The 12,347-nt window shown below is 70.4% G+C and carries 11 protein-coding genes; 4 read left to right on the top strand and 7 right to left on the bottom strand.

Annotated elements, in window-relative coordinates:
• Positions 1-83 precede the first annotated feature (83 nt).
• The gene (locus FVE89_RS15635; protein WP_160534874.1) at positions 84-416 is read left to right on the top strand and encodes an MmcQ/YjbR family DNA-binding protein; all 333 of its coding nucleotides are present in this window, start codon (positions 84-86) and stop codon (positions 414-416) included.
• 394 nt (positions 417-810) lie between these two features.
• Here FVE89_RS15635 and glmM read toward each other — a convergent pair whose 3' ends face one another.
• The 5 genes from glmM to ybgF form a co-directional block, all read right to left on the bottom strand.
• Positions 811-2,151, bottom strand: a complete 1,341-nt coding sequence (gene glmM, locus FVE89_RS15630) for a phosphoglucosamine mutase (RefSeq protein ID WP_160534873.1) — start codon at positions 2,149-2,151, stop codon at positions 811-813.
• A 141-nt stretch (positions 2,152-2,292) separates the two neighbouring features.
• On the bottom strand, positions 2,293-3,039 hold the full coding sequence (locus FVE89_RS15625) for a sulfite exporter TauE/SafE family protein (protein WP_160534872.1): 747 nt from the start codon (positions 3,037-3,039) through the stop codon (positions 2,293-2,295).
• A 161-nt stretch (positions 3,040-3,200) separates the two neighbouring features.
• Positions 3,201-5,123, bottom strand: coding sequence for an ATP-dependent zinc metalloprotease FtsH (gene ftsH / locus FVE89_RS15620; RefSeq protein ID WP_160534871.1), 1,923 nt, complete (start codon positions 5,121-5,123; stop codon positions 3,201-3,203).
• 3 nt (positions 5,124-5,126) lie between these two features.
• On the bottom strand, positions 5,127-6,251 hold the full coding sequence (gene tilS, locus FVE89_RS15615; protein WP_202130831.1) for a tRNA lysidine(34) synthetase TilS: 1,125 nt from the start codon (positions 6,249-6,251) through the stop codon (positions 5,127-5,129).
• Between the two features lie 131 nt (positions 6,252-6,382).
• Positions 6,383-7,402 carry a tol-pal system protein YbgF gene (gene ybgF / locus FVE89_RS15610; protein ID WP_160534870.1) on the bottom strand — a complete coding sequence of 340 codons (1,020 nt, stop codon included), beginning with the start codon at positions 7,400-7,402 and terminating at the stop codon, positions 6,383-6,385.
• Between the two features lie 452 nt (positions 7,403-7,854).
• Between ybgF and FVE89_RS15605 the strand changes: the two genes are divergently transcribed.
• A complete protein-coding gene (locus tag FVE89_RS15605; protein ID WP_160534869.1) occupies positions 7,855-8,838 on the top strand; it encodes a methyltransferase domain-containing protein in 984 nt (327 codons plus the stop codon).
• 36 nt (positions 8,839-8,874) lie between these two features.
• On the opposite strand, the gene pal is transcribed toward FVE89_RS15605, so the two are convergent.
• Positions 8,875-9,369, bottom strand: a complete 495-nt coding sequence (gene pal / locus FVE89_RS15600) for a peptidoglycan-associated lipoprotein Pal (RefSeq protein WP_160534868.1) — start codon at positions 9,367-9,369, stop codon at positions 8,875-8,877.
• Between the two features lie 363 nt (positions 9,370-9,732).
• Here pal and FVE89_RS15595 point away from each other — a divergent pair, with 363 nt between their 5' ends.
• Complete coding sequence (locus FVE89_RS15595; protein ID WP_160534867.1) at positions 9,733-10,137, top strand: response regulator; 405 nt, start codon at positions 9,733-9,735, stop codon at positions 10,135-10,137.
• A 6-nt stretch (positions 10,138-10,143) separates the two neighbouring features.
• Here FVE89_RS15595 and FVE89_RS15590 read toward each other — a convergent pair whose 3' ends face one another.
• On the bottom strand, positions 10,144-11,193 hold the full coding sequence (locus FVE89_RS15590; protein ID WP_160534866.1) for a WcbI family polysaccharide biosynthesis putative acetyltransferase: 1,050 nt from the start codon (positions 11,191-11,193) through the stop codon (positions 10,144-10,146).
• Between the two features lie 72 nt (positions 11,194-11,265).
• On the opposite strand from FVE89_RS15590, the gene FVE89_RS15585 reads away from it, so the two are divergent.
• On the top strand, positions 11,266-12,333 hold the full coding sequence (locus FVE89_RS15585) for a GSCFA domain-containing protein (protein ID WP_160534864.1): 1,068 nt from the start codon (positions 11,266-11,268) through the stop codon (positions 12,331-12,333).
• Positions 12,334-12,347 lie beyond the last annotated feature (14 nt).

Here is a 12,347-nt window from a genome sequence, read left to right as displayed (position 1 = left end):
ACCAGCCTACCCGCCACGCCCGCTTCGTCACCTCACACCCTCGACAACCCGTCAAAATTGGCCAAAGTCGAGCTAAGGCGCCCATGCTGCCCGAGGACGTGCGCATCCTGGCGCTGATGCTGCCCGAGGCGGTGGCGGGCGCCCATAGCGGCAACCCGGATTTCCGCGTCGGCGGCCGGGTGTTCGCGACCCTGTGGGTCGAGGAGGCGCGGGTGGTGCTGCGGCTCGCGCCCGCCGATCAGGCCGCCCTGTGCGAGGCCGAGCCGGATCTGTTCACGCCGCTCGACGGGGCCTGGGGCCGCCGGGGCTGGACCAATCTCGATCTCGACCTGTGCGCGGAGGACGTGCTCCGCACCGCGCTTCTGGCGGCATGGCGCATGACGGCGCCGCCGGACTTGAGCGCCGCCTACGACTGAACACCCAATTCGTGGTTTCAAAAGGTCTGCGACCAGCCCTTCTAAGGTGTTTGCGGAAGCAACGAGACAGGGGCCAAGCGCACTCTCCTCCCCCTTGTGGGGAGGAGTTGGAGGTGGGGNCCAGCCCTTTTAAGGTGTTTGCGGAAGCAACGAGACAGGGGCCAAGCGCACTCTCCTCCCCCTTGTGGGGAGGAGTTGGAGGTGGGGGTGGTGCAGACGGCACCGCTGCGCCTCATCCTGCACCACCCCCACCCCTGGCCCCTCCCCACAAGGAGGAGGGGAAAAGGCGGTGCTCTTTCAGGATGTTAGAGCCACGACTTGCGATTTTCGCAGCTAGCGCCCAAACACCTTAAAAGGGCTGGGGCTGGGGCTGAGCCCTTTGGGAACCCGGGACTCAGGCCGCCGCGCGGGTGACGGCGTCGACCACCTCGTCGACCACCGCGTTGACGAGGCCGCGGTCATCGCCCTCGGCCATCACGCGGATCACCGGCTCGGTGCCGGAGGGGCGGATCACGAGGCGGCCGGCATTGCCCAGCCGCTCGCGGGCGTGCTCGATGGCGCTCACCACGCTGTCCTGGCGGAGCGGCTCGCCGGCCCTGTAGCGCACGTTCTTGAGGATCTGCGGCAGCGGGTCGAAGCAGTGGCAGACCTCGCTCACCGGCCGGTTCTGGCGCTGCACCACACTGAGGAGCTGGAGCGCCGCCACGAGCCCGTCGCCCGTGGTGGTGTAGTCCGACATGATGATGTGGCCGGATTGCTCGCCGCCGAGGTTGTAGCCGTGCTCGCGCATATGCTCGAGGACGTAGCGGTCGCCCACCGCGGTGCGGGCCAGCGTCAGCCCGAGGCCGCCGAGATAGCGCTCCAGGCCGAGATTCGACATGATCGTGGCGACCAGCCCCGGCTGGGTGAGGCGCTCGTCCTCCTGCCAGGAGCGGGCGACCACCGCCATGAGTTGGTCGCCATCGACCACCTGGCCCTTCTCGTCGACGATCAGCACCCGGTCGGCGTCGCCGTCGAGCGCGATGCCGATATCGGCCCGGCGCTCGCGCACCTTGGCGACCAGCGCCGCCGGCGCGGTCGAGCCGACGTCGCGGTTGATGTTGAAGCCGTCGGGCTCCGTGCCGATGGCGATCACCTCGGCGCCGAGTTCCCACAGGGTCTCGGGGGCGACCCGGTAGGCGGCGCCGTTGGCGCAATCGACCACGACCCGCAGGCCTTCCAGCGTCACCTGCCGCGGCAGGGTGCGCTTGGCGAACTCGATGTAGCGGGCATGCACGCTCTCGATCCGCTTGGCCCGGCCGAGATCGTTGGAGCCGGACAGGCGCTTGTGCATGTCGGCGTCGATCAGCGCCTCGATCTCGTGCTCGATCGTGTCGTTGAGCTTGAACCCGTCGGGCCCGAACAGCTTGATGCCGTTATCCTCGAACGGGTTGTGCGAGGCCGAGATCATCACGCCGAGATCGGCCCGCATGGAGCGGGTCAGCATGGCGACGGCCGGCGTCGGCACGGGGCCGAGCTGCAGCACGTCCATGCCCACCGAGGTGAAGCCCGAGATCAGGGCGGTCTCGATCATGTAGCCGGACAGGCGGGTATCCTTGCCGATCACCACCCGGTGGCGGTGATCGCCGCGCTGGAACACGAGGCCCGCCGCCTGACCGACCTTGAGGGCGAGTTCGGGGGTGATCACGCCGTTGGCGCGGCCGCGGATCCCGTCGGTTCCGAAATACTTGCGCACGAGGTCGTCTCCGGGGGCCGGTCCCACCGGCCGGACAAGGCTTAGCAGACAATCGTTTACGCCGGATGCCGCGCTCCGGCGGAGTCCGATGGGTGCTCCCCGACAAAGGCGGTCGAAATGGGGCCGAGCCCCCGATGGACGCTACAGGATCTGCGGGAGCGACGCGCCGACCAGGGCGAGGCCCGAGAGGGTGAGCAGGCTCAGCACCAGGGTGCGGAACGCCGCCTCGCTGATGCCGAGATAGATCCGCGCGCCGAGCAGGGTCGGGATCAGCATGGCCGGCAGCACCAGGGCCAGCATCGGCAGCATGGCCCGGGTGACGAGGCCGGAGACCACGTAGGTGACCATCGTCACGCTGAGCATGGCGAGGTTGAAGTTCTGGATCACCGACCGCTGCACGTCGCGCTCGTAGCGGCGCAGGGTGCACCAGAGGGTGGGCAGCACCCCCGTGAAGCCGCCGAGCCCGCCCATCATGCCGCCGCCGAGGCCGACCACCGCGTCGGCGAACCGGCCGCCCACGGTGATCCGCGGCAGGTTCCTGGCGAACAGCATCGCCGGGCACCAGAGCACCAGCAGGAGACCGAGGATCGCCTTGAACCAGTCGGCGTCGAGCCGCGGCAGCAGGAGGATGCCGAGGGGGATGCCGGCGAGGCCGCCGAGCACGAAGGGCGCGAGCCGCTTAAGATCGAAGCCGCGCCGCACGGAGAGCACGGCGACGATCTGGCCCGTGAAGGCGCCCGCGATGGCGAGGAACGCGGCGAGTTTCGGATCGAGCACCCAGGCCCAGAACGACAGGGAGACGAGCCCGAAGGCGAAGCCCGAGAGACCCTGGACGAAGCCGGCGACCACCGCACCGAGGGCGACGACGAGATAGGTCGAGACCGGCATGGGGGTTGGCTGCGCCTCGTGGAAGGGCCTGTGTTTCCAATTCGGAACGATCGGCCGAGTCTCCGGCCAAGCTGGGGAGGTCGATTTGCCGACAGCGGATCAGCTTTGTCACGCACGAAAAAGGGCGCCTCGCGGCGCCCTCCTCGTCCATCCATCCCGGATCACGCCTGCGGCTGCGGCTCCAGCCCGCCGTCGCTCTCCTTCGGCCGGCCGCGGCCCGCCGAGGGGACCGAGGAGCCCCGGGCCGGGGTCGGCGGCACATCGCCGCCGTCGCGGATCGGGGGCTGGCCCTTGAGCAGGTTGCGAATCTCCTCGCCCGAGAGGGTCTCGTATTCGAGGAGCCCCTGCGCCAGGGCCTCAAGGTCATCCTTGTGCTCGGCGAGGATGCGGCGCGCCTCCTCCAGGCCGGTCTCCACGAGGCGGCGCACCTCGGCGTCGATCTTCTGGGCGGTCGATTCCGAGACCGATTGCTGCCGGCCCATCGACATGCCGAGGAAGACCTCGTCGTTGTTGTCGCCATACGCGACGGTGCCGAGCTCGGGCGAGAAGCCCCAGCGGGTCACCATCATCTTGGCCAGCCGCGTCGCCTGCTCGATGTCCGACTGGGCGCCCGAGGTCACCTTGTCGGGTCCGAAGATCATCTCCTCGGCAATCCGGCCGCCCATCATGATGGCGAGCCGCGAGGTCATCTGCTCGAAGCTCATGGAGAGCTTGTCGCGCTCCGGCAGCTGCATGACCATGCCGAGCGCCCGGCCCCGGGGGATGATGGTCGCCTTGTGCACCGGGTCGGTCGCCGGGACGTTCAGCGCCACGATCGCGTGGCCGCCCTCGTGATAGGCGGTGAGCCGCTTCTCGTCCTCGGTCATCACCAGGGTGCGCCGCTCGGCGCCCATCATGACCTTGTCCTTGGCATCCTCGAACTCATGCATCGTCACGATGCGCTTGCCGCGACGGGCGGCCAGCAGCGCGGACTCGTTGACGAGGTTCATCAGGTCGGCGCCCGAGAAGCCCGGGGTGCCGCGCGCGATCGTCTTCAGGTCGACGTCGGGGGCCAGCGGCACCTTGCGGACGTGGACGCGCAGGATGCGCTCGCGGCCGGTCACGTCCGGGTTCGGCACCATGATCTGGCGGTCGAACCGGCCGGGCCGCAGCAGGGCCGGGTCGAGCACGTCGGGGCGGTTGGTCGCCGCGATGATGATGACGCCCTCGTTGGCCTCGAACCCGTCCATCTCCACGAGGAGCTGGTTCAGGGTCTGCTCGCGCTCGTCGTTGCCGCCGCCGAGGCCGGCGCCGCGATGGCGGCCGACCGCGTCGATCTCGTCGATGAAGATGATGCAGGGCGCGTTCTTCTTGGCCTGCTCGAACATGTCGCGCACGCGGCTGGCGCCGACGCCCACGAACATCTCCACGAAGTCGGAGCCCGAGATCGTGAAGAACGGCACGTTGGCCTCGCCCGCGACCGCCCGGGCGATCAGGGTCTTACCGGTGCCGGGCGGGCCGACGAGCAGCACGCCGCGCGGGATCCGGCCGCCGAGCCGCTGGAATTTTTGCGGGTCACGCAGGAATTCGACGATCTCCTGCAGGTCCTCCTTGGCTTCCTCCACGCCGGCGACGTCGTCGAACGACACGCGGCCATGGGCCTCGTTCAGGAGCTTCGCCTTCGACTTGCCGAAACCCATGGCGCGGCCGGCGCCGGACTGCATCTGGCGCGACAGGAAGATCCAGGCGCCGATGAAGACGAGGATCGGCAGCCAGCTCACGAGCAGCTGGATGAACCAGGGGGTGTTGTCGGACGGCGGACGGGCGGTGATCTGCACGCCCTTGCCCTGGAGCTTGGAGACCAGGCTCGGGTCGTTGGGCGCGTAGCTCGTGAAGTTGCCGCCGCCGACATAGGTGCCGGACACGTCCTGCCCGGAGATCACCACCGACTGGATCTTGCCGGCATCGGCGTCGTTCAGGAGCTGGCTGTAGGCGATCTCGCTGCCGCCGCCCCGGTGCCCCGGGTTCTGGAACAGGGTGACGAGGGCCAGCACAAGCAGGAAGATGACGACCCACAAGGCAAAGTTGCGAAAATTCGGGTTCATCGATCAATCCTTGGCGCGTGCGACCCCCGGGACGGACGTATCGCCCGGCTCGGCCGGTCCATCCGTGCACACGACGCCAATGTAAGCGGGGGGCCCTCCCTTGCCAAGTAATGGCGACGCCCCTGCGGCGAGGGCAGCACGCTTCGCCGGCGACCGGCGCGGCGGCGCGGGGGTGAGGCTCACCCGACCGGCGGGATCGACGGCGATCAGGAACCCCGCTAGGCTGCGCCGGATCGCCGCCCGGCCTCGCAGGGCCGGCAGCAGCGATCCGAGGACCAGGGCTTCGAGTCGTTCGAGCCGGCGGGGCGCCGCCCCCGCCCGGCTCAGGGCGCGGTCGAGGCAGCGCAGGGCGACCGCCTCCGGCAGGGCCGCCAGCATGGCGCCGTCGAGGCGCAGGGCCGGGCCCTCCGCCGGCAGGCAGGCGGCTTCGAGGGCCTGCTCGGCGGCGAGGCGCAAAGCCGCCTCGTCGCGGGCGGCGCGCTCCGCGAGGCGGGCGAGGCGCGCGCGGGTCAGACCCTCCCGCTCCAGGATCGGCCAGGCTTCGCGCAGGCGGCCGCGGGCGAAGCGCGGGTCGGCGTTGCTGGGATCGCGCAGGTAAGGGATGTCGCGGGCCTCGCACCACGCGACCAGCGCGGCCTTGGGCAGGGCGAGGAAGGGCCTCCCCAGAACGAGTCCCGGCGCGAGCGCCCGTTCGGCCTGCATGCCGGCGAGGCCCGCGGGACCGCTGCCGGCGGCCAGCCGCATCAGCACGGTTTCGGCTTGGTCGTCCAGGGTATGGCCGGTGAGAAGACGGTCCGCGCCGATCGCCGCGGCATGGGCGGCGAGCAGCCGGTAGCGGGCGGCCCGCGCCGCTGCCTGCAGGCCGGCCCCCGGCTTCGCCCCGGTCCAGGACAGGATCGCGTGCGGCAGGCCGAGCGCCCGGGCGGCGGCGGCGACGCCCTCGGCCTCCCTGCGGGCCTCCGGGCGCAGGCCGTGATCGACGGTGGCGACCCGCACGCGCGATCCCAATGCCGCCGCGGCGTGCATCAGCGCGGTCGAATCGGGTCCTCCCGACACGGCCAGCAACACGCTGCCCCCGAGCCAGGGTTCGAGCGCCTGAAGAACGAGGTCGTCGATAGTGCCGGTCATGGATTCAAAAGGTCCGGGACCTTTTGCGGGTGCAGGGCAGAGCCCTGCCGGGTTGGGGCGAAGCCCGATCTCAGGGCTATGCCTCGATATCCCGCCAAAGGGCTTCAGCCCTTTGGAAACCCCGATCCGGATCAGGCGCCGCAGCGGGCGCGCTTCTGCTCGCGCGCGACGCCCTGGCGGATGCCCGCGCTGGCATTCGGGAATTTCCGGTCCAATTCGGCCAGGGTCGCACAGGCCTGCTCGCGGGCGCCGAGCGCGGCGAGGGTGACGCCGAGCTTCAGCATGGCGTCGGGCGCCTGTGAGGAGCGGGCGTAGTCGGTGGAGACCTTCAGGAACTGCTCGGCCGCCTCGCGGTTGCGGCCGCGGGCGAGGTAGCTCTCGCCGAGCCAGTAGGTGGCGCCGGCGACGCGGCTGTCGCGGGGATGCGACTGGATGAACTGGCGCAGGCCCATCTCGGCCTGCTCGTACTGCTTGCCGCGGTACAGCTCGACCGCAGCCTCGTAATCCGCAGCCGGATCGCCCGTCCGCGTGGCGGCGACGCTCTCGGAGGGACGCGCCGGGATCGCCCCCGTGCGGGCCGGCGGGCGCAGGTCCACCGGCTGGTCATAGCCGGGGGCCGCCGCCTCGGAATCCTCGTCCTCGCCCTCGATGGCTCCTTGGGGCAGGCGCTGCGGCCGCGGCGCGGCCTCGGCCGACTCGACGGCCTCGCCGGGCGGCAGGGGGGCGGAGGGCTGGGTGCTGCCGAGCTGCATCGGCGCGCCCGGCGCCCCGGGGGCCTGCGACGGGTCGAAGGCGTCGCCGCGCTTGCCCGGCCGCCCGGAGCCCGGATTGACGCCGTTGACGGCACCGCCCCCCGATCCGGAGGGCGGTGCGGCCGCAGGTGCGGGCTTGCCGCCGCCCCGGCCTTCGCCCCCCTTGCCCTCGCTCAGGCGGAATTCGACGTCCTCCTGGAACTTGCGCAGCTGCTCCTTGAGCTGGCGGTTCTCGTACTGGAGGGTCTCGATCTGCCCCGCCATCGTGCGGGACTGGTTCTCGATGCGCCCGAGGCGCACGACCAGCTCGGAGGCGTCCTGCGCGGCGGCCGGATGGCCGAGGAGCGCGGCGCCCAGGGCTGTGGCGAGGGCGAGACGGGTGCGAAGGCGGGCGGGCATGGGGTCGGCGGGCATGGGGCGGCTGCGGTCCGATGGCGGCGCGTGGCCCTAACAGATGCGCCCGTCCGCGGCAAAACTGGGGCGGGATCGGTGCGGGCCCCGGACCCACGGGAGCGGAGACCATTCCCTGTCAGGCTACGAGCCCGGCCCCGCTTCGGCGACGCGGCGGATCGAGCCGAGATCCACTTTTTCGCGGTCACTCAAGACCTTTTCGTATCCCATATTCAAAATTTTAAATCAAGCACGCTCTCTCCGGCCGGGAAGATCTCCACCCCCGGGCCAGCAAGCTTCGCATCATCTTGGCGACATAGGAGATCATCTTCCCGACCATCATCGTGAAGCCCGTTATCGTGAAGCATCGATCCCGATTCCACTGTGCGCAGCGCACGGAGTGCGGCGGCCCTCCTGCGCGGCCCGTGTGCCAGGCCGCCCCCGGCGCGGCGCCGGCGACCATGCGGCGCGAACAGTACCTCCTCGACGGTCTCACGAAGGCCAGCAAGGTCATCGAGATCGGGCCGGGCCACAATCCGCTCGTGCCGCGCAGCGCCGGCTGGAACAGCTTCAGCCTCGATCACGCCACCCGGGCGGATCTGATCGCGAAATATGCGGGCGATCCCTGGGTCGATCCCGCGAAGATCGAGGAGGTCGATTTCGTCTGGCACGGCGGATCGCTGATCGACGCCGTCCCGGCGGAGCACCACGGCACGTTCGACGCCTTCATCGCGAGCCACGTCATCGAGCATACGACCGACGTGATCCGGTTCCTCCAGGCGGCGCAGAGCCTGCTCCGGCCCGAAGGCGTCGTGATCCTGGCGGTGCCCGACAAGCGCAAGTGCTTCGACTTCTACCGGAATCCCTCGACGACGGCCGACGCGATCGTGGCCTACGAGGACAAGCGCGACCGGCACGACGCGCGCACCCACATCGATTACGGCCTACGGGTCGCGACCAAGGGCAGCTACCCGGGCTGGTTCACGGACGACACCCGGCCTGCCGAACTCCTTTATGGCCTCGACATCGCGTGGCAGATGCTCAGCTATCGCGACGTCCCCGATTACGTGGACGCGCACAATTGGGTGTTCGTACCGGCAAGCTTCGCGCTGATGATGCTCGAACTCGGCCAGCTCAGGTTCCTCGATCTGCAGGTCGAGAGCCTGGTCCCGATGCCGGCCACCGAGTTCCTCGTCCGGCTCCGGCCCGGACGGGAACCGGCCGATCCGGACGCGCTCCAGGCGCGGCGGCGCACGCTCATGGAGCGGATCCTGATCGAACTCGCCGAGCAGACGCAGCAGATCGCGGGCAGCCCGCTTCATGGGCCGTCCGCGCATCCATTCCTGCCCGCACGCGGCGCCTGGTGGCACCGATGGCTCTCGGCCGCGGCGTCGCGGGCCGCCGCGCTGGGCGTTCTCCCGCGCGGGACCCGCCCGGCCCGGTGAGCGGTACCGCGTCCGGACCGCCCGTGGGCGATCTCCCTACGCCCCGGCGCCGCGGTCCAGCACGATCACGGCCCGGCGGTTCTGCGACCAGCAGGAGATGTCGTTGCACACCGCCACCGGCCGCTCCTTGCCGTACGACACGGTGCGCATCCGGTTCGCCGCGATGCCGCGGGTGGCGAGGTAGTCGTTCACCGCCTGGGCGCGGCGGGCACCCAGGGAGAAGTTGTACTCGCGGGTGCCGCGCTCGTCGGCATGGCCCTCGATGATGAAGGTATAGCGCGGGTAGCGCTGCAGCCACGCGGCCTGCTTGTCGAGGGTCGCGGTCGCGGTCGGCGTCAGGTCGGTGGAATCCGACTCGAAGAAGACCCGGTCGCCGATATTGACGACGAAGTCCTGCGCGCTGCCCGGGGTCGCGGCGCCGGCCCCGAACGCGGAGGCGTCGGCGAGGTCCTTGTCGTTGCTGCAGGCGCCCAGCCCCAGGCCGGCGACGAGGGCGAGGCCGAGGGCGGCGGCACGGAAACGCTGCATCATGATCTGAAAAGCTCCTCGCGCGGAGCCGAAGGCCGGCTGCGGGTCTTCGAGGCGGGTCCGCGTACTCCTTGAACGCCGTCTGTAGGCGCGGATGGTTAAGCGACGGTTCCGCCGGGCTGCGCGGGTGGGTGGTGACGACCCGTCGCGTCCGGCGGCGTGCGCTGACGCACCCCGGGACGCGCCGCGAATGCGGCAGCCGCGGGGCGGATGGGCCGGACAGGTGATTTCGCGCAGACAGGTTGCGGCGCTGCAACAGGATCGTGCGGCTTCCGCGCCGTCCAGTAACAGACACAGGGGGCCGATTAAGAGATCCTCAACCCTGTCGCTCCCTTAATCGGCGGGCCGAACACCGGACAGCCCGCCATGCGCCCCGCCCAGAGCGTCCTCATCGTCGAGGACAGCTATCTGCTCCTCGAAATCATCGCGAGCCTGTGCGAGACGCAGGGCATCCGGGTGATCGAGGCCTCCACCGGCGAGGCGGCGCTGACGCTCCTGCGCGCGCGCGGCGCGGCCATCGACTGGCTGTTCACCGACATCCACCTGCCCGGGCTGATCGACGGCTGGACGGTGGCCCACGCCTTCCGGGCGCTCCATCCCGACCGGCCGGTGGTCTACACCTCGACCGACACGATGGGCCGCAGCGGCGTGCCCGGCAGCCTGTTTCTGCGCAAGCCGTTCCAGGTGCAGGAGGTCGACCGGCTGGTGCGGATGATGGTCGAAGGACTGGGTGAAGCGCATCTCGGCGCACAGCTCTGCGCCGCCGGCTGAGCCGGTTCAGCCGGCCCGGAACAGAGCCACGATCTCCAGCGCCGCGAGCCAGGATTCCACCCGCGGACAGGTGAGGTCGCCGGCCGGCAGGGCGTCGTAGATCGAAAAGCTCGCCGCGATGAAGCCCGGCAGGTCGTAGAGCACCGGGAAATCCTCGCCGAGAGCCTTGGACTTCGACGCCTTGGCCTTGAACAGGTACGATCCGGTCAGCCCGAACTGCTCGGCGACGGCCGGGTAGATCGGCCAGATCACGTCCTGGGTCAGCTCGTCGCCGAGATAATCCTCGATCTCCACCGGCTCCGGGGTGATCCCGCTCTCCACGAGCAGGCGCCGGGCGATGTCGCCGACGACGTGCGCCTTCGGATGGTTCATCAGGTGCATGAAGGCGCCGCGGCGCGCCCAGCGGGTCAGCTCGCGCTCCAGGCCGAAGCCCAGGGCCTCGGCCGCGCCGACGAGTTCGCGCACCGCCGGATCCCAATGATCGAGATAGCCGAGGCGCCGGAACACATCCTCGCGGAACAGGCCGGCGGTGTGGTCAGGCGCGAGCCCGAGCCGGTGGGCGGCCAGCACGATCGCCGAATGGTACTGCCCCATCGGCGAGGGCGCGAGCTTCAGTGCGGCGAGGTCCGAGGCCTGTCCGGCATAGACCATGTCGGGATGGAAGGCCGAGAACACGATCGACGGGAAGAGCCTGAGCCGGGGATCGGCGGCGCGCAGGGTTGCGGCGTCGCCCCCCGGGATCAGCCCGGCCGGGAAGGTCTGCGAGAAGACGTGGTCGTGGGCGAGCAACGTGCGGACGAGGCCGTCGATATGGCCGTGGTCGCGCTTCAGCGAGCCCATGGGCAGGTAGCGCACGGGGCTCCTCGGGGCGAGCAGGCGCATCGCCCGGGCGACGCCGCGGGCCTGGCAATTGCCCAGGACCGCGATGCTCGGTCCGTCGCGGCCGGTAGCGGCGCGGGCGCGGTTCCGCCATGGTGTCGCCCAGGTGGGGGGCCAACTGGGCGTCGAGAGCGTGAACGCGCTGCGGGCGCGCCGGGGCAGGTCGTTCAGGGCCACGTCGCGTGCCGTGTCAGCGGACGGTTCAGCGGTCCCGAGGGCCGTCGCCGTCGTGAGGAAGAGGGTTCGAAGATGGCGTTGAATCCGTATACGGGTCTACCGGCCGAGCGATTCTGGCGCAAGGTCGTGACCAACGTGCCGCCCTTCGCGGTCAATCCGCACCCGAAGGACACGTTCGTGATCGCGCCGACCGACAAGGTCGCCACCGGCGGCTCCTGCTTCGCGCAACGCGTGGCCGAGGCGGTGCGCGGCGCCGGATTCAACTATTACCTGACCGAGCCGCCGCCCCCCGGCATGAGCGCCGAGGAGGCCAATGCCCGCCAGTTCGGCACCTTCTCGGCGCGATACGGCAATCTCTACTACACGCGCCAGTTCGTGCAGCTGTTCGACCGGGCCTACGGAACATTCGAGCCGGAGCTGAAGGCGTGGCTGCGCGACGACGGCCGCTACGTCGACCCGTTCCGCCCCACGGTCGAGCCGGCGGGTTTTGCGAGCGAGGCCGAGGTGGTGGCCGCCCGCGACGCGCATCTCGCCGAGGTGCGCCGCCTGTTCGAGACGCTCGACGTGTTCGTGCTGACGCTCGGCCTCACCGAGGGCTGGCGCTGGCGGGCCGACGGCGCGGCGCTGCCGCTGGCCCCCGGCGTCGCGGGCGGCACCTTCGACCCCGCGCTCTACGAATGCGTGAATGCCGGTGCGGCCGAGGTTCTCGGCGACCTGAACGGCTTCCTCGACCGGCTCTGGAGCGTGAACCCGAAGGCGCGGGTGATCTTCACGGTCTCGCCGGTGCCGATGATCGCCACCTACATGGACCGGCACGTGATGGAGTCGAACAGCTACTCCAAGTCGGTGCTGCGGGTGGCGGCCGGCGAGGTGGTGGGCCGCGGCGACCCGCGGGCGGTCTATTTCCCCGCCTACGACATCGTCACGAGCAACGTGAATGCCGGGCGCTACTACAACGAGGACCAGCGCACCATCAACGACGCGGGCGTGCGCCACGTCATGCGCCTGTTCCTGGCGACCTTCGCCCGCGACCGGGTCTCCCCGGCGCCGACCCACGCCCCCGTGGACCTCGCGGCCGAGTTCGAGGGCAATGCCGGCGTGATCTGCGACGAGGAGGAGATCGAGCGCAGCGTGGCGTGAAGCGCGATTGGCAG

Source organism: Methylobacterium sp. 2A, assembly GCF_009806555.1.
Taxonomy (GTDB): domain Bacteria; phylum Pseudomonadota; class Alphaproteobacteria; order Rhizobiales; family Beijerinckiaceae; genus Methylobacterium.
This window is presented reverse-complemented; position numbering and strand designations above follow the sequence as displayed.

What these genes read in the sequence shown, in the direction of transcription:
- FVE89_RS15635 (WP_160534874.1), top strand. Translation starts at nt 84, where the DNA reads ATGCTGCCCGAGGACGTGCGCATCCTGGCGCTGATGCTGCCCGAGGCG.
- FVE89_RS15625 (WP_160534872.1), bottom strand. Translation starts at nt 3,039, where the DNA reads ATGCCGGTCTCGACCTATCTCGTCGTCGCCCTCGGTGCGGTGGTCGCC.
- ftsH (WP_160534871.1), bottom strand. Translation starts at nt 5,123, where the DNA reads ATGAACCCGAATTTTCGCAACTTTGCCTTGTGGGTCGTCATCTTCCTG.
- tilS (WP_202130831.1), bottom strand. Translation starts at nt 6,251, where the DNA reads ATGACCGGCACTATCGACGACCTCGTTCTTCAGGCGCTCGAACCCTGG.
- ybgF (WP_160534870.1), bottom strand. Translation starts at nt 7,402, where the DNA reads ATGCCCGCCCGCCTTCGCACCCGTCTCGCCCTCGCCACAGCCCTGGGC.
- FVE89_RS15605 (WP_160534869.1), top strand. Translation starts at nt 7,855, where the DNA reads ATGCGGCGCGAACAGTACCTCCTCGACGGTCTCACGAAGGCCAGCAAG.
- pal (WP_160534868.1), bottom strand. Translation starts at nt 9,369, where the DNA reads ATGATGCAGCGTTTCCGTGCCGCCGCCCTCGGCCTCGCCCTCGTCGCC.
- FVE89_RS15595 (WP_160534867.1), top strand. Translation starts at nt 9,733, where the DNA reads ATGCGCCCCGCCCAGAGCGTCCTCATCGTCGAGGACAGCTATCTGCTC.
- FVE89_RS15585 (WP_160534864.1), top strand. Translation starts at nt 11,266, where the DNA reads ATGGCGTTGAATCCGTATACGGGTCTACCGGCCGAGCGATTCTGGCGC.